This is a genomic window from Pseudomonas sp. KBW05 (genome assembly GCF_003852405.1).
GTDB lineage: Bacteria > Pseudomonadota > Gammaproteobacteria > Pseudomonadales > Pseudomonadaceae > Aquipseudomonas.
Window position 1 is genome coordinate 52602 of sequence record NZ_QAJM01000005.1, and the last position, 24897, is coordinate 77498.

General features: G+C 59.0%; 17 protein-coding genes. 14 read left to right on the top strand and 3 right to left on the bottom strand.

The window, feature by feature from the left end; all coding sequences use genetic code 11:
- Positions 1-184 precede the first annotated feature (184 nt).
- The 5 genes from DBR46_RS04435 (at position 185) to DBR46_RS04455 (ending at position 6330) form a co-directional block, all read left to right on the top strand.
- Positions 185-2176 carry an NAD(P)/FAD-dependent oxidoreductase gene (locus DBR46_RS04435; protein ID WP_124525162.1) on the top strand — a complete coding sequence of 664 codons (1992 nt, stop codon included), beginning with the start codon at positions 185-187 and terminating at the stop codon, positions 2174-2176.
- A gap of 77 nt (positions 2177-2253) precedes the next feature.
- Positions 2254-3141: a nitrilase family protein gene (locus tag DBR46_RS04440; RefSeq protein WP_124525163.1), complete on the top strand. Its 888-nt coding sequence runs from the start codon at positions 2254-2256 to the stop codon at positions 3139-3141.
- Between the two features lie 14 nt (positions 3142-3155).
- Positions 3156-4328: a hypothetical protein gene (locus tag DBR46_RS04445; protein WP_177413996.1), complete on the top strand. Its 1173-nt coding sequence runs from the start codon at positions 3156-3158 to the stop codon at positions 4326-4328.
- A 129-nt stretch (positions 4329-4457) separates the two neighbouring features.
- Positions 4458-5948: a PAS domain S-box protein gene (locus tag DBR46_RS04450; protein ID WP_124525164.1), complete on the top strand. Its 1491-nt coding sequence runs from the start codon at positions 4458-4460 to the stop codon at positions 5946-5948.
- A 109-nt stretch (positions 5949-6057) separates the two neighbouring features.
- Entirely contained in the window at positions 6058-6330 is a 273-nt protein-coding gene (locus DBR46_RS04455; RefSeq protein WP_124525165.1) for a DUF1652 domain-containing protein, read from the top strand.
- On the opposite strand, the gene DBR46_RS04460 is transcribed toward DBR46_RS04455, so the two are convergent.
- Positions 6293-7486 (bottom strand): MFS transporter, encoded by a 1194-nt coding sequence (locus DBR46_RS04460; protein WP_124525166.1) that lies wholly within the window; start codon positions 7484-7486, stop codon positions 6293-6295. The genes DBR46_RS04455 and DBR46_RS04460 overlap by 38 nt on opposite strands.
- 145 nt (positions 7487-7631) lie before the next feature.
- Between DBR46_RS04460 and DBR46_RS04465 the strand changes: the two genes are divergently transcribed.
- Positions 7632-11894, top strand: coding sequence for a DUF6543 domain-containing protein (locus DBR46_RS04465; RefSeq protein ID WP_158619146.1), 4263 nt, complete (start codon positions 7632-7634; stop codon positions 11892-11894).
- 79 nt (positions 11895-11973) lie between these two features.
- On the opposite strand, the gene DBR46_RS04470 is transcribed toward DBR46_RS04465, so the two are convergent.
- Positions 11974-12282 (bottom strand): RcnB family protein, encoded by a 309-nt coding sequence (locus DBR46_RS04470; protein WP_124525168.1) that lies wholly within the window; start codon positions 12280-12282, stop codon positions 11974-11976.
- A 287-nt stretch (positions 12283-12569) separates the two neighbouring features.
- On the opposite strand from DBR46_RS04470, the gene DBR46_RS04480 reads away from it, so the two are divergent.
- The 4 genes from DBR46_RS04480 (at position 12570) to DBR46_RS04495 (ending at position 17613) form a co-directional block, all read left to right on the top strand.
- Complete coding sequence (locus tag DBR46_RS04480; RefSeq protein ID WP_124525170.1) at positions 12570-13127, top strand: helix-turn-helix domain-containing protein; 558 nt, start codon at positions 12570-12572, stop codon at positions 13125-13127.
- Positions 13128-13138: 11 nt separating this feature from the next.
- On the top strand, positions 13139-14485 hold the full coding sequence (locus DBR46_RS04485; protein WP_124525171.1) for a glutamine synthetase family protein: 1347 nt from the start codon (positions 13139-13141) through the stop codon (positions 14483-14485).
- A 20-nt stretch (positions 14486-14505) separates the two neighbouring features.
- Positions 14506-15606 carry a DNA alkylation repair protein gene (locus DBR46_RS04490; RefSeq protein ID WP_124525172.1) on the top strand — a complete coding sequence of 367 codons (1101 nt, stop codon included), beginning with the start codon at positions 14506-14508 and terminating at the stop codon, positions 15604-15606.
- A 147-nt stretch (positions 15607-15753) separates the two neighbouring features.
- Complete coding sequence (locus tag DBR46_RS04495; RefSeq protein WP_124525173.1) at positions 15754-17613, top strand: DUF3857 domain-containing transglutaminase family protein; 1860 nt, start codon at positions 15754-15756, stop codon at positions 17611-17613.
- Positions 17614-17779: 166 nt separating this feature from the next.
- Here the strand turns inward: DBR46_RS04495 and DBR46_RS04500 are convergent, their stop codons facing one another.
- Positions 17780-18673: a LysR family transcriptional regulator gene (locus DBR46_RS04500; RefSeq protein WP_124525174.1), complete on the bottom strand. Its 894-nt coding sequence runs from the start codon at positions 18671-18673 to the stop codon at positions 17780-17782.
- 130 nt (positions 18674-18803) lie between these two features.
- On the opposite strand from DBR46_RS04500, the gene DBR46_RS04505 reads away from it, so the two are divergent.
- The 4 genes from DBR46_RS04505 to DBR46_RS04520 all read left to right on the top strand — a co-directional run bounded on the left by DBR46_RS04505 (position 18804) and on the right by DBR46_RS04520 (position 24894).
- Positions 18804-20450, top strand: a complete 1647-nt coding sequence (locus tag DBR46_RS04505) for a GMC family oxidoreductase (RefSeq protein WP_124525175.1) — start codon at positions 18804-18806, stop codon at positions 20448-20450.
- 65 nt (positions 20451-20515) lie between these two features.
- Complete coding sequence (locus DBR46_RS04510; protein WP_124525176.1) at positions 20516-22138, top strand: MFS transporter; 1623 nt, start codon at positions 20516-20518, stop codon at positions 22136-22138.
- Between the two features lie 241 nt (positions 22139-22379).
- Positions 22380-24320 carry a DNA topoisomerase III gene (locus DBR46_RS04515; RefSeq protein ID WP_124525177.1) on the top strand — a complete coding sequence of 647 codons (1941 nt, stop codon included), beginning with the start codon at positions 22380-22382 and terminating at the stop codon, positions 24318-24320.
- Positions 24321-24453: 133 nt separating this feature from the next.
- Positions 24454-24894 carry a CBS domain-containing protein gene (locus DBR46_RS04520; RefSeq protein ID WP_016977364.1) on the top strand — a complete coding sequence of 147 codons (441 nt, stop codon included), beginning with the start codon at positions 24454-24456 and terminating at the stop codon, positions 24892-24894.
- Positions 24895-24897: the final 3 nt, after the last annotated feature.

A 24897-nucleotide genomic window follows, 5' to 3' on the forward strand; every position in this document is an offset into this window, starting at 1 on the left:
TGGGTTTGGCAAGCGTGGTGAGTGATTATCCTAATTGCCGATCTACCAATCGGTTTACGAGCCTACTCCCTACAAAAGCACTCGAAATTCTTCCCTCAAAAAAGCACTCGCTGCTGATTTTCGCCCCCTAATGCTTGCATGCACTCTATGAGGAGAAAATTACCTCTGAATAGGAAACATCAGAATGACCATCGGATCCAGCTTCAACTTTCCAGCGGAAATTGCACAACGGCGTCAGAGAGAAAAACGCTCCATACATAATAAATGGAGGGCTAGGTTCCCGAACCCACCAGACCTGTGCTTCGACTATCGTACTTTAGTGGAGCAAGAAAACGGCGTTGCACACGCCACCGAAAAAGACCACAAAATCTGTATTATTGGCGCGGGGATTACAGGCTTAACAACTGCACGGGAGCTATACAGATGCGGCTTCAAAAATATAACGTTACTTGAAAAATCAAACCGCATCGGAGGTAGGCACCTCACAGCACTAGGGGGTAACAACACCAACACTATCGGTCGCCCCCCTTTTGAAATGGGCGCAATGAGAATGCCTTTCTTCAACCAATCAAACGAACGACCGAAAGACGGTCGATCACTCATGGCGTATTACGCAAGCGAGTTCGAACTCGTCCATTCAGATTTCCCAAACCCTGGCAGCCCGTTTGTCAACGCAACTGGGATATATCTTCGAGAGGGGAGTATGGATGGCAACAGCGAGCCTACGCTGCTTATCTGGAAAAACGCCAATGGGAATACAGCACCACCAGGCGAAGCCTTAGGCGCAGTATTCGCAAAGTGGAAGTTATTTGCAGAGCGGATGACTCAAAAAATTTTCGAACACTATGGCTCCGAGCACTGGGAGCAAATGTGGGCTGCCATCGTGAAGAAATACGAAGGCATTTCATTTCGTGACTTAGTTAAAATGCCGAGTATAGATACTTGGAGCCAGAGTGCCCCTGGTGATTTTGGTGGAATGGGTATGTCGTCAACGGAGTCTGCTATCTTCTACTCCATTGGAATTGGCGATGGTAGCTGGGGAGCATTCTATGATGTCTGTTCGCTTTACCCAATACGCACAGCGATGTTTGGATTCAGCAGTCATCTACAGTTGATCCACGGACGTGTGAATGAGGACGGCACGCCTATACCGTCCCCCTACTTTGACGCCTCAGAGACAAAAGACTCAAGAGGGCTTGTTTTCAACAAACCAAACTACATTGGCCTTGGAGCCTTAGCCGAATCCCTGTTATTCATAAAACCAACTGAAACCCAACAATCACTCTATGAACATTTTATCGACAGCGAATCTGAACTTCTAACTCATAGCTCAGCGACAAAATTAACAAAGTTAAACAATGGAAAAATTCGAGTTCACTATGACTGGAACCACACACAGCCAGACAACATGCAGCGCCTTTTTTCCGATTTTGATTCAGTCGTAATGACGCTTCCATCCTGGTTAATCGAGACTCAGATTCTTCTCGAAAATTTCAATCAAGACATGCTGTCATTCGAAACAATCTCAGCCTATAAAACAGCTCACTGGGAAACCAGTTGCAAAGTATATGCACCTCTTAAAAAGTCATTTTTATCACACAACACCAAAATCCCTCAAACCATCGTCACGGACAGCTTCATACATGACGTCTACGCCTACCGCTACAACGACAGCAGCACTTACGACTGCATTCTTCTCAGCTACACCTGGGAAGACGACGCGACAAAGCTATCATCCTTCAGCGATGAAGAGCTAGTTAAACGTTGCATAAAAGAGCTTGACAGAATCCTATTAAAATCCACAAACATAAAACAAAAAATCTCCCCTTACATCGGACACAAACAAGCCGTCGTCCAGCGCTGGATGAATGACAAACACTCGCTCGGCTGTGCCAAGCTTTATCGCGCAGGCACTTACTATGACGCGGTAAAACTAATGAAATACAACAGGGACTTCTCTTACATATCGGGACTTTATCTATGTGGAGAGTCTTTTTCTGTTGATGCTGGTTGGACCGAGCCCTGCTTCAGAGGAGCCATTGACACCGTAATAAACATATGCAACAACACTCACGCAACATTCAATGGCGGCTTCACCATGCGCGACTACCCCGAATATCAAATCGAAAAACAAGACACATCGGAAATGCACTACAATACGACAAGAACCGTCTGACTTCCTTTTAAACACCTTGTCGCCTCTTATAAACATTCAACCACTTTTGGTTGCATAACAATAAGAGGTCACCTTCCATGAGCGAACGTACAAGCCCTGCCCGCGTAGCTGTCATTCAGTTTGACCCTCAAGTCGGCATGGCCAATCGAGCAGATAATTTACGCCAGAGCCTCGTCTTGGCAACCGAAGCTGCCAATGGCGGCGCCAATCTGATCGTACTGCCAGAACTCTCCAACTGCGGCTACTTCTTCAGTAGCCGCAAGCACGCTTACGATCATGCCGAGCCGGTTCCGAATGGCGCAAGCGTGAGCGCTTGGATTGAGTTCACGCGTAAGCATCAGGTGTATCTGGTGGCTGGCCTGAACGAAGTCGATGGCGTGCAGTTGTTCAACACTGCCGTGCTATTAGGACCCGATGGGTTCATCGGCAAGTATCGCAAAGCGCATTTGTGGAACTTGGAAAAACTCTGGTTCACTCCCGGCGATACCGGGTTTCCAGTATTTGAAACGCCCATCGGCCGCATAGGCTTATTGATCTGCTGGGACATCTGGTTCCCGGAGGTGCCGCGAATTCTCAGTCAGCAAGGCGCCGATATCATCTGCAGCCTGAACAACTGGGTGTGGACACCGCCGCCACTGTTCGACGAGGCCGGCAAATGCATGGCGTCCTACCTCACGATGACCGCAGCCCATGTGAACAATGTGTTTATCGCAGCCGCCAGCCGTATTGGCGAAGAGAGGGACGCTCGTTATCTCGGATGTTCGTTGATTGCCGGGACAAATGGCTGGCCGATCGGCGCCGTGGCCTCCGCCAATCGACAGGAAATCCTGTTTGCGGATATCGACATCACCAGTGCTCGGAGCGCGCCTATATGGAACAGCTTGAATGACCTGCAACGTGATCGACGCATTGATCTCTACGATCAAATGCTCGGGTATTCCCAGCATCGCGCCCTGCCGCGCTAAGTTGAGGAGTGATCATGGAAACGCTCCTTCCACCCAGCAAAAACAGCCGTTCAATGACGGACCTCATAGTTCTGGCCACGGGATTTATCAGCGCGTTACTCGTGATCTTGGTTGCATTCAATCACCGGGATTCCTGGCCAGGTTACGGTGAGATGGTCGAAAGCCTGCCTCATCCAGTTGCCTGGTTAAGATGGATACTCGGGGATATCAGTGAAGTTGCCTTCTACAAACATGAACTCGCGTCACTCGGCCTACTCAGCGGCGCATACCTGGCTTGGTGGGCAAATAAGCGCGGGAAAGCCTGGCAAGGTTTTGCCATTTCCTACGGGACCGGGTTATGGCCCTGGCTCATCACCAGTTCACTCATGGGCCTGCTGCTAAGCAATTTGCTTTGGGGCTGGAGCGTCACCGCCGAGACGTGGCAACCGACATTCGCAGCATTTGTTTCCTTGCCTGCGGCAATGGTGCTGATGTTTGGTGGCGGCTGGAAAGTCACGCTCAATGGTGCCGTGTTGGGGGCTTTGCTCGTAACGCCGATGTGTTTGTTGATCGTGAACTTCGTGTGTACGCCATTGGGTTTGCCAGCAGTGATTGGCAATGTGTTGGGTATGGCTGTGGGCAGCGTCATAGCGTTTGCGCTGTGTCGTCGTGTTCCCTCAATAGTGCGCTCGGACTACATCACACTAGTCAAATCCTCGCCTGCGAAACCGTCCAACTACGGTGTCGTCTGGAGCCTGCGCCGGGTTCTCGCAGACTTTTCTGAAGCGCCATTTTTCGGAAACGAGTTAGCCAGTATCGGGCTGCTGGCAGGCGTGCTGCTCGCCTATGCTTTAAACCCCACGAGCCCGGCTTATGGATCGGGGCTGGTATTGCATCTGATCAGTGCGCAAGCCCTGACTTCAGCGCTGGGCGTCGTCATTTGGCGGCATCAGTGGATCAAGCGGGGCTGGTATCCGACTTATGTGCCATTGGTGTCGGTAGTGCCTGCAACGGTGTTGACCCATGGCGGCAGTTGGATGGTGATCGGATCAAGTGCGCTGCTGGGTGCACTCATCGCACCGCCGTTGGCCTGCGCCATTTCAGCGAAATTGCCGGCACACTTTCACCCCTATATCGGAAATGTGCTGTCCATGGCGCTAAGCACGTTACTGGTAGTGCCGACGGTAGGCTGGCTGATCTTAGCCTGAGACCATCACGATGCCTGATCCGAATGCACCCATTGCGTTGGTGCATTCGCCCCCCATGCGCAGCAATTGCGCTGCACTATCCTGAACCCCAAGTGTCGTACTCCCATGCGCCCAACCGCCGGAGCCCCCATGACCCAAGATGTCCTCGCCAAAGAAACCAACCGCCGCCAATTGCAGCAGATCATCTCCGGCCTGTCCGACGGGATCATCCTCGCCGAAGTCGACCAGAGCATCCTCTGGGCCAATGAAGCCGCACTGAGCATGCACGGTGTTGATAACGTCGAGGCGCTGGGCACCAACACTCAGGAATACGCCGAACGCTTCGCCCTGCGTTATCGCAACAACCACCCCGTGCTGTTGGAAAACTATCCCCTGGCCCGTGCAGCCGCGGGCGATGAGTTCAGTGATGTGGTGGTAGAAGTCACGCCCACCGACGATGCGGACAAGACCTGGGTTCACCGCTTGCGCAGCCTGGTGATCAGCGACTCTCGCGGCGATCCGGAGTTGCTGGTGCTGATCCTCAGCGACGCCACCGAATGGGCCAGCGCCGAGCAGCGCTTCGAGAAAACCTTTAATGCCAACCCGGCACCCGCCGTGATCTGTCGCCTCAGCGACCTGCGCTACATCAAGGTCAACCAGGGTTTTCTGGAGATGACCGGCTACAACCGCGACCAGGTCATCGGCAAATCCGTCTATGAGCTGGACGTGCTGGAACAGGCCGAGCGCAAGGACCTGGCCATCCAGCGCCTGGGCGAAGGTGCCACCATCCCGCAGATGCAGGCCGAGCTGAGGCTGCCCGAGGGCGGCAGCAAGCTGGTGATCGTCGCCGGCCAGCCGCTGGATATGAACGAGGAGGACTGCATGCTGTTTTCGTTCACCGACCTGGAGCCGCGCCGCAAAGCGGAAATCGCCCTGCGCCAGAGTGAAGAACGCTTCGCCAAGTCGTTCCGCCTCACGCCCGTCCCTACCCTGGTGTGCAGCGCCGACAATCGCCAGGTGGTGGACGTCAACGAAGCCTTTATGAGCATCACCGGCTATATCAGTGAAGAGCTGATCGGCAAAGCCATCGAAGACATCGACTTTATCGACAGCCCCCAAGCGGGGGCGCAGTTGTTTGCCACCCTGGAAAAGTCCGGCAACCTCGACGGCCAGGACCTCAAGGTGCGCAAGAAAGGTAACGAGGTGATCGACTGCGTGGTGTCTGCCGACACTGTGATCATCGAGGACGTGCCCTGCTACCTGCTGGTGCTGATGAACATCACCGAACGCAAACGCTCGGAGCTGGAACTGGTGGCGGCCATTGAGGAAGTGATGCAGGACGCCTCCTGGTTCAGCCAGACACTGATCGAAAAACTGGCCAACGCCAAAAGCGTCAACAGCCCCAACCTGCCGAACGTCGCCTTCACCGACCTGACCGCCCGCGAGCGCGATGTACTGGGCTTGATCTGCGAAGGCCTGGCCGACAAGGAGATCGCCTCGCGCCTGAAACTGGCGCCCAACACCGTGCGCAACCACGTGGCCACGGTGTACTCCAAGCTCGGCGTGCACAGCCGCAGCGCGGCCATCGTCTGGGCCCGTGAACGCGGGTTGTTTGCCGGTGAACTGCGGCTTAAAAAGTAAGCCCTGAAAGTGCAAATGCACTAGTACGCCTAGTGCGAATTCGCCTTATGGCGCACACGGGCAATCAATAACCTTCAGGTGTCGAAGTTCATGCCCTGAAGGAACCCGCATGTTTACCCTCTCTCAACTGCGCAATTGCATCGAAGAAGGCCTGTCGCCACTGACGTGTGAATTCACCTTGTGCCGGGACGCGTCGCTGACCCTCAAGGTCTACGACCTGGATACCGGCCGGGTAGACCTGGTGGTGACCGGGATCAGCACCAACCGGCTGCAGACCCCGCAAGAAGTGGAAAAAATGGTGGAGGAGCTGCGCTACGAACTGCACAGCAACACCGTCGGCAAGCTCACGCTGGAGGACTGGCCTTCAGCGACGCCCCAATGAAATAGAACACCCCGCCGCCCACGATAAACGCCCCCAGCATGTAAAACATGTAGTGGGCAGGCTGGCTGGCCAGTACCAGGCCACACAACACCGGCCCCAGGGCGGCACCGAGGTTGGACAGGTTCTGCGCGCCGTAGTACATGCCGCGCAGGTGGTCCGGGGCGATACGGTCGATAAACATATACTCGGCCGGAAACACGATAATCTCCCCTACGGTAAACACCGCCATCGCCAGCACCCACCACAGCACGCTGGTGGACAGCGCAAAGCCGATCAACCCCAACATGAACATGCTCAAGCCGAAAATCAGCCACTGGCTCAGGTGGCGGTGGGAAATGCGTCGGCCAATCACATACTGCAACGCGATCACCAGCACGGCGTTGGTAGTAAGGACGGCGCTGATGACGGTGTAGGTGTATTCCGCAGTGGTGGTAGTCACCAAATATTGCGACAGGTAGGCCGTGAACTGGCCGAACACCACTGCACTGAGCAGCCCGCCCAGGGTGAAGCACACCAGTCGGTGATCCTTCAACAGCACGCGGCCAACGGCCACAAACGACACCGGCTTCTGCGTCGCATCAACCGTGGTCAGCGTGCGGTCGCCCCAGCGCCAGTACAGCAGGAAAAAAACCACCCCCAGCAGCGCCGACAGGATAAACGGCAGGCTGATATCCAACTTGGCCACCACTGCCCCGAACGCCGGCCCCACTGCATAGCCAATGTTGGTCAGGGTGTACTTGATGGAAAACACTTCACTGCGCGCCTCTTCCGGCAACAGGCTGGCGAAGCCGGCCTTCACGGCAATATCGATGACCGCGTAAGCCAGGTTGATCAGGATCAGGCAGCTATAGAACGCCCAGATGTTCTGCGCGAGCAGCGTACCGATAAACCCCAGCACAAACAGCGCACTCAGGCCAAGCAGCAGCCGGTAGCTATTGATGCGGTCGACAAGAAAGCCGCCGTATACGCTGAGCAATGAACCGACGATCAATGAACTGCCGATCACCAGGCCGACCTGGGTGATGTCCAGGGCGAAGTGGCTGGTCAGGTAAATCACAAGATAGGGAAAGGTGATTGCCTTGGCCAATGTCAGCATCAACGTGGCGGACAGCAACAGGTTCACGGTGCGGGGGTAGTTTCTTATTGTGGCAAGCATCCTGCTCTCGTTCTTTCAAGGTGAAGCGTTCAGTAAGGTCGATCACCTTAACGCAGTAGCGCGCGAGCACGTAAGTGCTACCTCAACCCGATGTCGCTCAATGAACTACCTGTGTATGGCATTTTAGGGCCAGCGATACGACAGGATGACGACCCAATCCTCTCTACTGGTCCTGCCCATGCAATCCCGATCAGCCCCATCGTCCCCACTGCTGGAATCCTTGAACGCCAGGGATGCGCTTTTGAAATCCCGACTTACCGAAAAAATCCTCGCACTGAATGACGAGGTACTCGACAAATTAACGCAACAGCCGACCTTTTCCCTGTTTGTGCAACGTGCCTTCAACCGAACCTTTGCAACACTGCCAACCCCTCTGGATGTAAATAGCACGTTCATCAACGTCGGCGCCGATACATCGCTCCCGAGCCAACTCTCCAACAGGGGAACACTGGCACCGATGCTGCCTACGCTGATGGAGGCTGTGGCGCAAAGGATCGTGAATAACACCCCCACCGCCTATACCCATCGTGCGGTGAGCTTTCACCTCTCCCTTGATACCGAGGACAAAGCTGAACCCGTCACAGGCATCACCGCTGACGCATTCGCGGACTTTCTCAACACCCTGGCGAGTGGGCTGGACACACAGTTCAACGCGTACTTGGACGAATTCTGGAACGGCCCGGTCAACCCGACCGACGTCCGTACCTGCAAGGAATGGGTGGCCGAAAAACACCTCGAAATAATGAAAGCCGAGGTAGCGCTGCTCAAGGCCGACGGTGTGCTGGAGCCCTCGGATGAATTGTTGTTCGCCCAGCTCACACAACATCCGGAGGCGCTATCGCGCGCGGCTCTACCCGGCTACCGGCCTTGCGCTTACGGGCTGGCCATCAACGATAAACTGTCCACTGACATTCCTCTGTACGGCGCGTTCGTCATCACGTCGCGAGACCAGGATGACGCCACGGTTCAGCCCGAAGCTGATCGCCCCGCTCCACAGGTGCGCGACATCGTTGCGGGAACCAACGTTGGCAGCGTCATGCTGTTTCTTCCTGGCAGCGGCTTCGAGAGATTCGACTCCCTGGCCAGCCTTGACCAGGAACTGCATCGGCGGTTGAACAGCCCACTGGAATTCCCGGGCATCGTGGAACTGATGGAAGAAAAGGATCGCGCGACGGGCCTCGCGTTTCATCAACAACCGAGCACCAGTGATCGATTTCGCTACATCGAAAAGCTGGAGTCGATTTTCACCTACAGCCTCGATTCGCTTTACGTGCAGTTGCAGGCGCAATTCACCTGGATGGTGGCCCACTATCAAAGACAAAAAGATGACATCGACAGTGCTCACCTGCCTGCAAGCCTCGACCGGGTGGCCGACTTTGCTCGCGCCTTCGACGCCAGTGGTGTTCTAACCGCCAGAGTGCGAAAACAGATCCAGCGGGATCTGCGCCAGTTTCTCAAAGACGCCACCCTCACGGAGAAGCAGGAGTGGGAGACCGCGGTGCGCGACTACAGCGACTATTTGCGAACGCTCGACACAGCGGGCGGGCTTCCCTCACTGTCGCAGTACAGTGATCGGCAAACCTTGCTGGCCTACAGCAATGACCAACTGCACCAGGAACTGGAGGCTGAATACGGCCTTACCGTAAACCCGGACGACATAATCGTCCACACCAAAAGCTACGTGACTCGGCAAACGGGTGCCTACGTGGTCGGCGCAAAACCGCTCCCGCCAGAGCCGGGTTCCAAGGTATTCAAATCGCGTAAGCGGACATTGACTCAACTGGCCCTGGAAAACGTGGAATGGATCGACCTCAACTTCATCAACTTCTCAAAGCTGACCAATAGAGACCAAACACCCTTTACTGCGTTGTCCATCACCCAGGTCAAAGACCTGGTTCGCAAAGTCAACATCGGCGACAGCTACGAGCGGTTTTTGAAAGAACGCCTGATGACCTCCGAAGCGGCAAAGATTGAGCAGCAACGCTTCATGCAGGTGATGGCTTTGCAAATGCGGGTGGATGCGCTGGAGGCAAAAATTGCCCGCGACTTCCTCCCGGAAAGGCTCGACCGAGGCTTCAACTGGGTAATGAGTGTGCTCGCAGGGCCCACCGATGACGACAAGCGGCGCAAGGTCGATGAACATCGAATTACAGTCAGCAGCTTGAGATTGCGCGGCGAGAGAGTCCGCGGCGTACTGGTCTTTTCAACCGCCTCGCAGAGTGTCGCCTCAAAGGTGGTGTACACCCCGCAAGCCAGCGGCGGTCGGTTGTTCCACGAATACGCCGACGCTTCTAGCATGCACCGCGACTTCATTAACCACAGTGCCTGGCGTGAGTACCTGATTGAACGCACAGCGCTGAGCGCCCGAACCAGGATTCGCAGCGTATTGAACGGCGGTGCCGGAGAGTCCGTCATTGCACTCACGCGAATCGCCGATAATTTCCTGGAAGAAGCCTATGCAATAGAAGCTTCGACCATCATCAACGATGCCGGCGCCCAATCCACCAGCACACAGGAGGCCAATGTCGCGTCCGCCACAACCCTGGTCACTGCGGCATTGGACGTCGCAACCGTGTTTTTCCCGGTCAAGATCATGCTGCCAATCGGGTTGGCCAGAAGCATGCTGTCGGTGATCAACGCCGTAGAAGCAGCGCAACTGGGTGATCGTGAGACGGCAGCTCACTACGTCGTGCGCGCATTGGGCGAGCTGCTGGGCGCCGTGATCGACGGCGCCGTGGGTGCTGGCACTTTACGCTCGACCCCAGCCCTGCGCCCATCCCCCTCCGGGCTAGACCCCAAACTGTCACTGGCAAAGACGCCAGAAGGCATAACCCCCCTCACGGGATGGGAGTCACATCAAATCTACGTGCGCGATGTGGTCGAGCCAAACACCTTTCAAGCCCCACAGCATTTCCTGCTGGAGAAAAGCCGCTGGTACTCCATACGTCGCGACAGCGACGCCGAAATATGGCGGCTCAGGGACCCACGTCGCGCCCAAGGTACCTACAAAGGCGAGCCGCTGTATCGCAACAGCGGGGGCACGTGGGAAATCCGTTCGCCCGGGGTAAGTGGCGAAGGCTTGGGACTACTGGGGGGCGCGCCAACACCGACGGCTGCGCAAAGGGCATTGATGGACCTGTTCCCGTACCTGGACCAAGAGCAGGCTCGGCACGTGTTTTCTTCGTTTGTGTTCCCTGCCGCCCGTGTACAGGAACTTGAAATGTCATTGGTCCATCATTTGAGGACATCGCTGTCCGTGCCGAGCGGCTATCAACACTATCTTTTTCTCGTTACACCCGAGCAGTTTATTGCACGGGTCAGAGGGCGGCGGCCGTCGAGCACGGTAACGCCAAGCCCAGTGGAGCCGACGCCTGGGCCAAGCCGCTTGGCTACCGAACAGCCGAGACATCCACGGCCTGACGAACAGCGCTTCGTGGATTGGGGGCAAACCCTGGATACCGCGGCGCTGGCTGCGGTACCGCAACGCTCGCAGATTTGGCGCGGCACGGCGCCCCAAGCAGGCGCGACCGCGCCAGAGTACATTCTGATAGATGGCCGCCACTACGCAATCCTGCCGGGAGGCAGTACGCAAACCGGCGCAGTGTTGGTGCCCAACAACCTCCGATACTCCAGTTTCATTGATTTTGAGGACATCCTTCACTACAACCTTTTCGATCAGCCCCGGCCTGTGGAGTACAGCGCTTCGCTGTCCACCTGGACGATCGGATTCGTACCCTTTCGCCGTCCGCTGACCGCATACATCCGAGAGGCTTTCCCTCTCTTTTCCGATCGAAGCGCGCGGCAAATCGCCGAGGCTCTATTCACCAACACCAACCCGGCAGGGCTGTCCTCCGACGGCTATTCACGCCTGTTGAATACCATAAGGGACTGGAGAACCTGGTCGACCAGGCCGTCGTTGACACTGAGCGATCCGCTCTTGTTGCTCTACAGACATCAAGTTGCACACAACCAAAACTTTTGGACGTTAACTCCCAGCCCAAATCGGTTCACCCTGTTGGAGTTGAACACTTCTCGCGTCCCGGGAAACCTGGCGGCCCAAGCGTTCCTACAACAAAACGATGCGACAACCCGGGCACTCATGAGCACCATTTTGAGGAACAGCGGGTATGAAGTATTTGAGCTCACAGCACCGGACCACGTCCTCTTCAGACGCCTCGGGCACACCACCGTCTATTGGCTTTCGCTGCGTAGAACACCGGCGAACACACTCGCTTACCGGAACTACATCGAACCAAGTCCGCAACGCAACAGCTTTCAGAATTTGCCGACAGGGCTTCGGGCGATGGCGTCACTGGCGCATGCCAACGGTGACTTTGTGCCCTTGATCGGGGTCTTGAGGGTCAATCGAAGAGCTCACGTGGTGACACCCTTTATTTTTATGCCTTAAGGTCAACTGAGCAGAACCGATCAGGGCTCACCGGCTCCGCTCCCTGATCGGTGACCCGACATCATGTCACTGTAATACCTCACTTTTTGACTGGGGTGATCTCAAGGATCGTACCGTTGGTGGTCTTGAGCAGCACGAATTTATCGCCCACCCGCGACCACTGGCTGTCGGCTTCAGGCTGCTTGAGACCACGTTTTTTCCAGTCACTGACGGCCGACTCCTTGCGCATCAGGATATCCGGGGCGCGATCGCCTTCTTTCAAGTCACGGGTGTTGATGTTGGAAGGCTGCACGGTTTCCTGCGGGGTATCACCGGCCTGCGCGACAAAACTGGCGGTGGATAGGCTGGTGGCGAGCAGCAGGCAGGCAACGAGGGATTTGGCTTTCATGGGGGCTCCTTCAATGAATGGTGCGTACCCAGGTTCCGACCGCTGCCGCGCGGGATCATTCAATCAAGCCTCTGTGGCGAGGGAGCTTGCTCCCGCTGGGCTGCGCAGCAGCCCCAAAAGCCCCCACCGAGAACTGCCTGAAAAACCTCGGCGTATGAGTTGGGGCCGCTTCGCGGCCCAGCGGGAGCAAGCTCCCTCGCCACAGGGGATTGAACAAACGCACATATTTCATTGCCCGCATGAAATAATTCATGTAATTTTTCATGAAATTTCCCGACATAAATTTCATGACACCCCAAGAAGAACTCGCCACCCTCGCCGCGCTGATCCACGATCTGCGCAAGCACAAGAAGCTCACCCTCGCCCAGCTCGCGCAAAAGATCGAGCGCTCGGTGGGTTTCCTGTCCCAGGTCGAACGCGGCCTGTCACGCCCGACCGTGGCAGACCTCACTGCCATCAGCCACGCCCTCGACGTGCCCACTACGTATTTCTACAGCCAGCCCAAACCCAAGGCCGTGGACTGGATCACCCGCCCCAATGAGCGGCGTACGGTGTATTACGCCAACGGCATCACCGACATCCTCGTGTCGCCGAGCATGAACGGCGCCTTCTCGATGCTCGACAGCCTGCTCGCCCCAGGCGCCAACAGCGGTGAACAGACCATGAGCGACCGCGCCGAGCAGGCCGGTTTTGTGCTGGAAGGCGAATTGACGCTGTGGGTGGAGGGTGAAACCGATTCCGTCACCCTGGGCCCCGGCGACAGCTTTCACCTGGCCAGTTTCGCCCACTGTCGCTACGCCAACCTGACCGACCTGCCCGCCCGCGTGCTGTGGGTTTACAACTAGGAGCTGCACCCGTGAAAAGCCATTCCTCCACCCTGCTGGCCGAAGTACGGACCTTTCGCCAGAACCACCCCGACGTGCGTTACGTCGACCTGATCGCGCTGGATATTCCCGGGCATTTCTACGGCAAGCGCTACCCCATCGAGATGCTGGAAAAAGTCGCCGCCGGCAGCCCGCTGAAGCTACCGCAAAACGCAGTGCTGCTAGGGGTCCAGGGCGGTTTGTTCAAGATTGGCGATTATTGCTTCAACGACGGCGACCCGGACGCCAACCGCCGCCTGGTACCGGGCACACTCAAGCCGGTGAGCTGGGAATCGCAACCGCTGGGGCAGATGCTGATCACCTCGGACGGCACCGAAGCGCCCATCGAGTTCGAACCCCGCGAAGTGCTGGCCAAGGTACTGGAACGCCTGCACCACAAAGGCATTCACCCGGTGGTGGCGTTTGAACTGGAGTTCTACCTGTTCGACAAGAAACTCGCCGACGGCCTGCCGCAATTCGCCCGCGACCCGCTGAGCGACGACGCCGATGACCAGCCCAACCTGCATATCGAACGCCTGTCGCGCTTCAGCGACGTGCTCGATGACATGGCGCAGACCGCCAAGGACCAAGGCATCGACATCACGGTGATCACCGCCGAAATCGGCCCCGGCCAGTTCGAGATCAACTTCGGCCACCTCGACGACGGCCTGCGCGCCGCCGACTGGGCCGCCCTGTTCTGCCGCAGCACCCGTGGCGTGGCGCTGAAACACGGCTACCGCGCCAGCTTCATGGCCAAGCCCTACCTGCAATACCCCGGCAGCGGCATGCATGTGCATGTCAGCCTGTATGACGCTGCGGGCAACAACCTGCTGGCGGCGCACCAGCAGCAACCCCTGCGCCATGCCGTGGCCGGTTGCCTGGAACTGCTGCCGCACTGCATGCCGATCTTCTCGCCGAACCACAACGCCTTCCGCCGCCTGGGTGGCACGGTCAACGCTGCGACGCGCGCCAGCTGGGGCTTTGAAGACCGTGATGCGTGCGTGCGCATCCCCGACTCCGACCCACGCAACCTGCGTATCGAACATCGCCTGGCCAGTGCCGACGCCAACCCGTACCTGGTGCTGGCGGCGATCCTCGTCGGCCTGGAGCACGGCCTTGAAGCCAAGCGCGAACCCATCGCCCCGTTGAACGACGACCGCAGCAGCGGCACCGATTTCCCCGTGGAAATGCTCGATGCGGTGCGCGCCATGCAGCATCAAGCGGTATTGCGCGATAAGCTGGGCGCCGAATTTGTCGACGTGTACTGCGAAAACAAACGCCAGGACCACTTGGCGTTCCAGCAAGAGATTCACGCCAGGGAATACCGCTGGTTTCTCTAAATCACCCCATGGACTCACCGATGACCGACCAAAGCGCCCCGGCCCTTAAAGAAATCTTCAACGTCGAACGCCTGCACCACATCGCCAGCGAAATGAGCGCGGTGTACCCGGCGTTCGACGCCAAGGGCTTTCTCAAGCACTCCAAGGCCGGGCTCGCAGAGTTATCGGTGATGCAGCGCATGGCGCGGGTCAGCGAGAGCCTGCACGCGGTGATCCCCCTGGATTACCCACAAAGCCTGGAACTGCTGTATGCCCTGGCACCGCGCTTGAACAGCAGCTTTGTCAGCCTGTTCCTGCCGCACTACGTGGCGAGCTACGGGCTGGATGACTTCGAACGCTCCATGGCCGCGCTCAAATATTTCACCACCTTTGGTTCCGCCGAATTCGCTATCCGCCCCTTCCTGCTGCACGACTTCCCGCGCACCCTGGCGGTGATGCAAACGTGGTCGCTGGACGCCAACGACCATGTGCGCCGCCTGGCCAGCGAAGGCTCGCGACCGCGCCTGCCGTGGTCCTTTCGCCTGGCCAACGTGCAAGCCAATCCCCAGCTATGCGCATCGATCCTCGACAACCTCAAGGCCGACCCCAGCCTGTACGTGCGCAAGTCGGTGGCCAACCACCTCAACGACATCACCAAGGACCACCCGGACTGGGTGCTCACGCTGATCGAAGGCTGGTCACTGGACAACCCCCACACCGCCTGGATCGCCCGCCACGCCCTGCGCAGCCTGATCAAGCAAGGCAACACCCGCGCGTTGACGATCATGGGCGCCGGGGCGAAGGCCGAGGTGAAGCTGCATCAACTGAGCGTTACGCCAGCAGTGATCAACCTTGGGGAGCGGATCAACCTGTCATTCAGCCTGGAGTCGACGGCTGACACCGCGCAAAAACTGGTGGTGGACTACGCCATCGACTACGTGAAAAGTGCGGGGCACAGCGCAAAAAAGGTGTTCAAGCTCAAGGCGTTTACCCTCGGGGCTGGAGAGCATCATAGCCTGCGCCGGGAGCAACATATTCGCGAGTTGACCACACGCAAACACTATCCCGGCAAACATGCAGTGCACGTATTGGTCAATGGCGAGAAGCTCGCCAGCGCCGAGTTCGAACTGCTAAAACCCTGACACAAATCAAACAAAAGGCTCTATCTCGGGCCTTTCAGCCAGATAGATTGTCGAACAATCCTGGCCTTCTCCGTTGCGATCCATTATCATCCGGCGCCTTCTCGCTACCTGCCAGGTAGCTGTTTCAATGTGTCACCCGAGGCGCCCATGTACCGTTTTGCGTTTTACCGTCCTTTGCTTGCCATCAGTCTGGGGCTCGCTGCTCCTAGCGTTTTCGCCGCACTGCAACCCTTGGCCGAAGCCCCACTGGCCAGCGACACCGAGTTGCATTGCCACTTCAATCGCGACGCCAGCACTGACTGCACCACCACCTATCACTACACGATCCTCCAGCCCAACGGTCGTGAGATGCTCTCGCGCATCGACTTCGATTACGCCGAAGGCGACACCTTTGAAGTGATCAGTGCCCAATCCACCCAGCCTGGCGCCAAGCCGGTTGCCCTGGCCGATACGCAAATCGATACGCGCACTGCGCCCAACCCGGACCAGGGTTTCAGCCGCGACAAGCAGACCTCCCTGGCCTTCCCCAACCTGCGCGTCGGCACGCAGATTCGCTACACAGTGCGCGAGCATCGCCCGGCCAAACCGCTAATGACGCAGTTTCACTACGCCCTCAGGTTCGGCCCCAGCGCGGCCCGGCGCGACCGCTTCAAGGCGCGGTTCACCGCCGAGCGGCCGATCCAGTGGCGCACTGAGCTGTTTGATGGCTTCAAGGTGACGCCATCGGCCAACGGAAAGACCCTGGACGTGGTGCAAAAAGCCCCGACTTTTCTGAACTACATCAACGAATCTTCCAACGCTGCGCTGCTGCGCATCCCACGTATCGAAGTGGGCAGCGCCGTGGAGCAACAGGCGTACTTCGGCGATTTCGCCCAGCGCTACAACCAGATCCTCGGCGCCAGCCTGCCGCCACAAAGCGCGGCTGCCGTCGCCGCCGCGCGCGATTTGGCGCCCGCCGAACGGGTCGGGGCGTTGATGCAGCACCTCAACGATCACTACCGCTATCTCGGCGATTGGCGTGCCACGGAGCGTGGTTATGTGCCGTTCAACCTGGCGGAAATCGAGCAGCACGGCTATGGCGACTGCAAGGACCTGGCGATTCTGCTGACCGCCATGCTCAAGGCCAGCAGCATCCCCGCCGAAACCGCCTGGGTCAGCCGTGGCGATGTGGTGGAGTCGTTGTTGATCCCCGGCACCAACGCGCCCAATCACGCCATCGTGCGCGCCGAAGTGGGCGGCGAGGTCTGGTGGCTGGACCCAACCAACCCGGTGTTTGCCCCGGGCCAAACCATGCCCGACATCCAGGACCGCTGGGTACTGGTCAACGACGCCCAGGGCCAGGTGCGCAAAGAACATATCCCGCTGGAACGTCCCGAAACCACTCTGCGCCTGGACAAACAGGTGCACTACGACAAGCAAGGCAACGCTGCAATCCAGGCCACCCTCGCCTTCAGCCGCCTGCCGCTGATGCAACTGAGCGTCGCCGATCGCCAGCAAGGCAGCACCGCCACCGACCAGAACATCTGCGCCAACTTCGGCCATGAAATCAGCGACTGCCACGTCACCCGCGCAGCCACCGGTTTTGTCGTACACGACGGGTATAGCGTCAACGCAACCATGAACGACCAGCGCGCGCTGGAGAAACTGGCGGATGGCTACGTCTACACCGATGAGTCGCTCAAAGGCCGCTGGGATGCCTTCGTCTACTACCGCCGCCAAGGGCAACAGGCCGACCTGGACCAGGGCAACCCGGAAACCAATGACTACACCATCACCCTGAGCGGTGGGCAGATGGAAAAAGCCATCCCCGGCTGCCAGGTGCGCTCACCGTGGTACGACCTGGACCTTGAAGGCCAGCGCGAAGACGGCGCATTGCGCTATCACTATCGCCTGACCCAGAAGATGCGCTGGCTGACCCATGATGAAATGGTCAGCGCGGCGTTTGGGAAGATGGTCGACGAGGCACGGGCCTGTGCGGAGCAGGTGCATCAGGTGGTGAAGCTCTAATACCTTCCTGACACACCAAGATCAACCTGTGGGAGAGGGTTTGTGTGGGAGCGGGCTTGCTCGCGAATGCGGTGAATCAGTCACACATGTACTGACTGACACTCCGCTTTCGCGAGCAAGCCCGCTCCCACACAAGCCAGCTCCCACAGGTTTAATCCGGTTTCGGTCAGTTGGTTTCGCCGAGCAGCAACCCCTGCTCCCGCGCGCACAGCTCCACCACGTAATCCCACAACACCCGCAACCGCACCGATTTGTGCAACTCCCGCCGCGAGCTGATCCAGTAGCTGCGCATGATCCCCTCCCCCGGCAGCAACGCCACCAATTCCGGGTCTGCCGAGGCCATGAAGCACGGCAATACGGCAATCCCCAAGCCCGAACGCGCCGCCTGGTGCTGGGCGATCACGCTGGTGCTGTGGAACACCACCTTGGGGTTGCGGCAGAAGCTGCTGAGGAATTTCAGTTCCTGGCTGAACAATAAGTCATCGACATAATCGATCCACGCGTGCGCCGCGAGATCCTCGCGTTTTTCAATCGGCGGATTGCGCTCCAGGTAAGCGCGGCTGGCGTACAGCGCAAGGCGATAGTCGGTGAGTTTGCGTGTGACCAGTTGATCGACGCTGGGGCGCTCCAGGTGGATGCTGATCTCGGCTTCGCGGTTGAGGATGCTGACGAAGCGCGGCACCGCCACCAGTTCCACCTCCAGTCCCGGGTAGCGATCAAACAGCCCACCCATGCGGCTCGCGAGAAACATCACCCCCAGGCCTTCGGCGACGCCCAGGCGAATCTTGCCTAACGGCGCGGCGCTGTGGGTGAGTTCGTCTTCGGCCAACAGCGCGACGTTTTCCATGGCTTCGGCGTGCTTGAGCAGCGCTTCACCAGCGGGCGTCAGCTCGTAGCCCTGGGCGTGCTGCACAAACAGCGCGGTGCCGAGGCTTTTCTCGATGGCCTCGATATGCCGGGCGACGGTGGCGTGGGTGGTTTTCAGGCGTTGTGCGGCGGTGAGCAGACGGCCGCTGCGCTGTAATTCCAGAAAGTAGCGCAGGTCATTCCAGTCGAACATGTCGCCTCCATCTCCATAGGCCCGGGCCGCACTGTTTAAAAACGCACAGCAGCTGGGTAAAAACTAACATTTTTAAGACGAAAACTAACAACTAGGATGAGGGCAATAAGAAAAACAAGCGAGACCCCAGATGCCCACTGCAACTGCTGAATACGATTACATCGTCGTAGGCGCCGGCCCCGCAGGCTGCCTGCTGGCCAATCGACTGTCCGCCAACCCCGCCCACCGCGTGCTGCTGCTCGAAGCCGGTGGCCGCGACAATTACCCCTGGATCCACATCCCCGTCGGCTACCTGTACTGCATCGGCAACCCGCGCACCGACTGGTGCTTCAAGACCGAAGCGCAGGAAGGCCTGCAAGGCCGTGCGCTGAGCTATCCACGGGGCAAGGTGCTGGGTGGCTGCTCGTCCATCAACGGCATGATCTACATGCGCGGCCAGGCCCAGGACTACGACGGCTGGGCGGCGGCAGGCAACCCAGGCTGGGCGTGGAGCGATGTGCTGCCGCTGTTCAAGCAGAGCGAAAACCATTTTGCCGGTGGCTCGCAATTCCACAGCGATGGCGGCGAGTGGCGTGTCGAGCAACAGCGCCTGCACTGGCCGATCCTCGACGCGTTCCGCGATGCAGCCGCGCAAAGCGGTATCGCCAACATCAACGATTTCAACACCGGTGATAACGAAGGCTGCGGCTACTTCCAGGTCAACCAGAAGGCCGGCGTGCGCTGGAACGCAGCCAAGGCGTTTCTCAAGCCGATCCGCCAGCGGCCCAATCTCACCGTGCTGACTGAAGTGGAAGTCGATCGCGTAGTCCTGGAAAACGGCCGCGCCTCTCAAGTCGTCGGCCGTCAGTTGGGCCAGTCGCTGAGCTGGAAGGCGCGCAAGGAAATCGTACTGTGCGCCGGTTCAGTCGGCTCGCCAGGCATTTTGCAACGCTCGGGGATTGGCCCGTCCAGCGTGCTCAAACCGTTGGGCATCGAGGTCGTGCGTGAACTGCCCGGCGTTGGCGGCAACCTGCAGGACCACCTGCAATTGCGCCTGATCTACAAACTGGAAAACGCCCGCACTCTCAACCAGATCGCCGGTTCCCTTTGGGGCAAGCTGGGCATGGGCCTGCAATACCTGTACGACCGCAGTGGCCCGTTGTCGATGGCCCCCAGCCAACTCGGCGCGTTTGCCCGCTCGGGCCCGGAACAGACCTCGGCCAACCTCGAATACCATGTGCAACCGCTGTCCCTGGAACGCTTTGGCGAGCCACTGCACGCGTTTCCGGCATTTACCGCGTCGGTCTGCGACCTGCGCCCGCAAAGCCGTGGCCGCGTGGACATCCGCTCGGCCAACCCGGCGGATGCACCATTGATCCGGCCCAATTACCTCAGCCACCCCGAAGATTTGCGCGTGGCCGCCGATGCGATCCGCCTGACGCGCCGCATCGTTGCCGCACCCGCCCTACGCGCATTCAAACCAGTGGAATACCTGCCCGGCGATGCCCTGCAAACCGAAGATGAACTGCACGAAGCCGCAGCGCGTATCGGTACGACCATCTTCCATCCAGTGGGCACCTGCCGCATGGGCAGCGACGCCGATGCGGTGGTCGACGCCCAACTGCGCGTGCATGGCGTGCCCGGCCTGCGCATCGCCGACGCCTCGGTCATGCCGCGCATCACCTCCGGCAACACCTGCTCACCGACGCTGATGATCGCGGAAAAAGCCGCGCAGCTCATTCTTTCGCCGAACACAAGGAGCCTCACCCCGCAGAGAGAAACGGTTCATGCAATCTGAATAGCGGCGCCACACCTGGCGCCGACAGTGGAACAACAATAAATAATCACTGTGAGGGCTACCCGATGTCAGAACATGCTCAACCCCTGGGCTCGGTCATAGACGCGAGCACCAACAACGATTCAAGGAAAGTCATCTTCGCCTCGTCCCTGGGGACGGTGTTCGAGTGGTATGACTTTTTCCTCTACGGCGCGCTGGCGGCGGTAATCAGCAAGCAGTTCTTTGCCGGGGTCAACGACACTACGGCGTTTATCTTTGCCTTGATGGCCTTTGCGGCCGGCTTTGTGGTGCGGCCCTTCGGTGCGCTAGTGTTCGGCCGCCTGGGCGACATGATCGGGCGCAAGTACACCTTTCTGGTGACTATCATCCTCATGGGCGTGGCGACGTTTTGCGTGGGGCTGTTGCCGACCTACGCCAGTATCGGCATTGCCGCGCCGATCATCCTTATCGTGCTGCGCATGCTCCAGGGCCTGGCGCTGGGCGGCGAATACGGCGGCGCGGCGACCTATGTGGCCGAGCATGCGCCTGCGGGCAAACGCGGCTTTCATACCAGCTGGATTCAATCCACCGCGACCATCGGCCTGCTGCTGTCATTGCTGGTGGTGCTGGCCTGCCGCTACTTCACCGGCGACCAGTTCGAAGTATGGGGCTGGCGCATTCCGTTTCTGTTTTCCATCGTGCTGCTGGGCATTTCCACCTGGATCCGCATGAGCCTGCACGAGTCGCCGGCCTTCTTGAAAATGAAAGAGGAAGGCAAGGCAAGCAAGGCGCCGATCAGTGAGTCGTTCGGCAACTGGGACAACCTCAAGGTGGTATTGATCGCGCTGTTCAGCATCAACGGCGGGCAAGCGGTGACCTTTTACGCGGCGCAGTTCTATGTGCTGTTCTTCCTCACCCAGTTCCTCAAGATGGACCCGGCCCTGGCGAACATGCTGCTGATCATCAGCGTGGTGATTGGTGCGCCGTTCTTTATCTTCTTTGGCTGGCTGTCGGACAAGGTCGGGCGCAAGCCGGTGCTGATGCTCGGCCTGCTGCTGGCCACCGTGCTGTACTTCCCGATCTTCAAAAGCCTGGCGCACTACACCAACCCGGCGATGGACCAGGCCAGCCAACAGGCGCCGATCACCGTGCTGGCCGACCCGGCCACCTGCACCTTCCAGTTCGACCCGGTGGGCAAGGCGAAATTTGACAGCCCGTGCGACAAGGTCAAGACCTTCCTGGTCAAGCAGGGCCTGCCCTACAGCAGCGCCGCCGCCCCAGCGGGCAGCCCGGTGCAAGTGAGCGTGGGTGAAGTGCGTATCGACGGTTTTGACGAAGCGGCCCTGCGCGGCGCAGTGACTCTGGCCGGCTACCCGAGTTCGGCGGATGTGGCCCAGGTCAACAAAACCATGGTGGTGGTGCTGATCGTCGCGCTGATCCTGATCGCGGCCATGTGCTACGGCCCGCTGGCGGCGTTGATGGTGGAACTGTTCCCGACGCGCATCCGCTACACCTCGATGTCCCTGCCCTACCACATCGGCAACGGCTGGTTTGGCGGGTTCCTGCCGACAGTGTCGTTTGCGTTGGTGGTGTACACCGGGGATATTTTCTATGGTCTGTGGTACCCGGTGGTGGTGACGGGGGTGAGCCTGGTGGTGGGGATGATCTGCCTGAAGGAAACCCGGCACGTGGATATCGATAACAACTGATCTTCCAACCACTGAAGCCCCCCCTGTGGGAGCGGGCTTGTGTGGGAGCGGGCTTGCTCGCGAAAGCGGTGGACCAGTCAAACATGTATTGGCTGACACACCGCCTTCGCGAGCAAGCCCGCTCCCACATTTAGCTTTAGGCCGCCCACACAAATTGCTGTACATCCATACAGATAATAGTTGATCAATGCCGGTTTACTGAGCATCCTGCACAGCATCAACCCGATCTGATGTGATAACCATGCGGCTGTACCTCTGTGAAAAACCCTCCCAGGCCAAGGACATCGCGGCCGTGCTCGGCGCCAGCCGCCGCGGCGACGGCTGCTGGCTGGGCAATGGGGTCACAGTCACCTGGTGCATCGGCCACCTGCTGGAAACCGCCCCGCCCGACGCCTACGACGCCAAGTACAAACGCTGGGTGCTGGCCGACCTGCCGATCGTCCCGGAAAAATGGAAGATGCGGGTCAAGCCCAAGACCGCCAGCCAGTTCAAGGCGGTCAAGCGACTGCTAGGGGAAGCCCAGGAACTGGTGATTGCCACCGACGCCGACCGTGAAGGCGAGATGATCGCCCGTGAGTTGGTGGAGCACTGTCGTTATCGCGGGCCGATCCAGCGCCTGTGGCTGTCGGCGCTGGACGATGCGTCCATTCGCAAGGCCCTGGCCGCACTCAAGCCCGGCGCCGAAACCTTCAGCCTGTACCACTCGGCCCTTGGCCGTTCCCGCGCCGACTGGCTGATCGGCATGAACATGAGCCGATTGTTTACCTTGCTCGGCCGCCAATCCGGGTATCAAGGCGTGCTGCCCGTGGGCCGCGTGCAAACCCCGACCTTGCGCCTGGTGGTGGACCGCGACCGCAGCATCGCCGATTTCGTACCGGTGGCGTACTGGGCCATCGACGTAGACCTGCAACATCAGCACATGACCTTCACCGCCCAATGGCGCGCGGCCGAGGATGCCTGTGATGACCAGGGCCGTTGCCTCAACCCGCAACTGGCACAAGTCGCCGCCGATGCGATGCGCCATGCGGCCAGCGCGCGCCTGGTCAAGCTACGTACCGAACGCATGCGCGAGGTGGCGCCCCTGCCCTTCGACCTCGGTACCCTGCAGGAAATCTGCTCCAAGAAGCTCGGCCTCGGCGCCCAGGAAACCCTCGACATCGCCCAGTCCCTTTACGAAACCCACAAGGCCATCACCTACCCGCGCAGCGATTGTGGCTACTTGCCGCTGAGCCAGCACAGCGACGCGCCGAAGATTCTCGCCGCCCTGGGCCGGGCCGATGAGGCCGTTAATGAACTGATGCCCCATCTCGACCCGCAACGCCGTTCGCGGGCGTGGAACGACGCCAAGGTCAGCGCCCACCACGGCATCATTCCCACCGGCGCCGGCAAGGACGCGGGGCAACTCACCGGCAAGCATCGCGCCGTGTACACGCTGATTCGCGCGCGCTACCTGGCGCAGTTCCTGCCCAACCATGAATACGATCGCACCCAGGCGGATTTCGACTGCGCCGGCCAAGCATTGCGGGCGGTGGGCAAAGTGGTGATCGAGCCCGGCTGGAAACGCGCCCTGCCCGAAGCCCTGGCGCCGGCCAAGGGCCGCGAAGCCCCTGCACCGCAAGCCTTGCCCTCGCTGGTACAAGGCCAGGAATATGCGGTGACCAAGGTCAACCTCAAGGACCTGTGGACCCAACCGCCAAAGCCCTTTACCGAGGGCGACTTGATCAAGGCGATGAAAAACGTCGCCAAGCTGGTGGAAGACCCGCTGCTCAAGCAAAAGCTCAAGGACACCACCGGCATCGGCACCGAAGCCACCCGCGCCGGGATTATCCAGGGCTTGCTGGACCGTGGTTACCTGGTAAAAAACGGCAAGGCCTTGTCGGCGACTCAGGCGGCGTTCAGCCTGATCGACGCCGTGCCCCGCGCCATTGCAGACCCGGGCACCACCGCGATCTGGGAGCAAGCCCTGGATATGGTGCAAAGCGGCGAGATGAGCCTGGAAGAGTTCGTCGCCAAGCAGGCGGCCTGGATGAGCAAGCAGGTGGCGCGCTGCAATGGCCTGCGCATGACCATCACCGGCCCGCCAGGCCAAGGCGCTGCGCCGTGGAAAAAGAAGCGCAAGAGCGCCCCACGCAAGGCGGCCGCCAGCCCCCGGCGCGCAAAAAAACCGGCGAATGCCGGGTAAAAGCGGAAAAAAGTCCGGCGAATGACGTTTTTCGACGGGTTTGACGCCGCTTTGGACCTTGCCCTCCCGTGGGCCGTCTAGGATTCTGTAGGGGAACCGCTGACTTCCTAACAACAACACCGGAGTGGCCGCCATGAAAACCGTTGCACAAGTGCTCAAAGCCAAGGACCAGAAGAATCAGGAAGTCCATGTCATCAAACACGACCACACCGTGTTTGAAGCGCTGGTCCGCATGTCGGAGAAAAACGTCGGGGCCTTGCCGGTCGTCCAGGATGGCGTAGTGGTAGGCATCATCAGCGAACGTGACTACGCACGCAAGATCATGCTCAAGGGGCTGTCATCGGTCACCACGAAGGTCCACGAGGTGATGAGTTCTCCGGTGATCACCGTCGACACCCACAAAAAAGTCGATGAATGCATGAACATCATGACCGACAGCCACCTGCGCCACCTGCCCGTGGTCGAAGACGGCAAACTGCTAGGGCTGCTGTCCATTGGCGACCTGGTGAAAGAGGCCATCGCCGACCAGGCCGACCTGATCAAGCAACTGGAGCAATACATTCGCGGCGAATAGGGG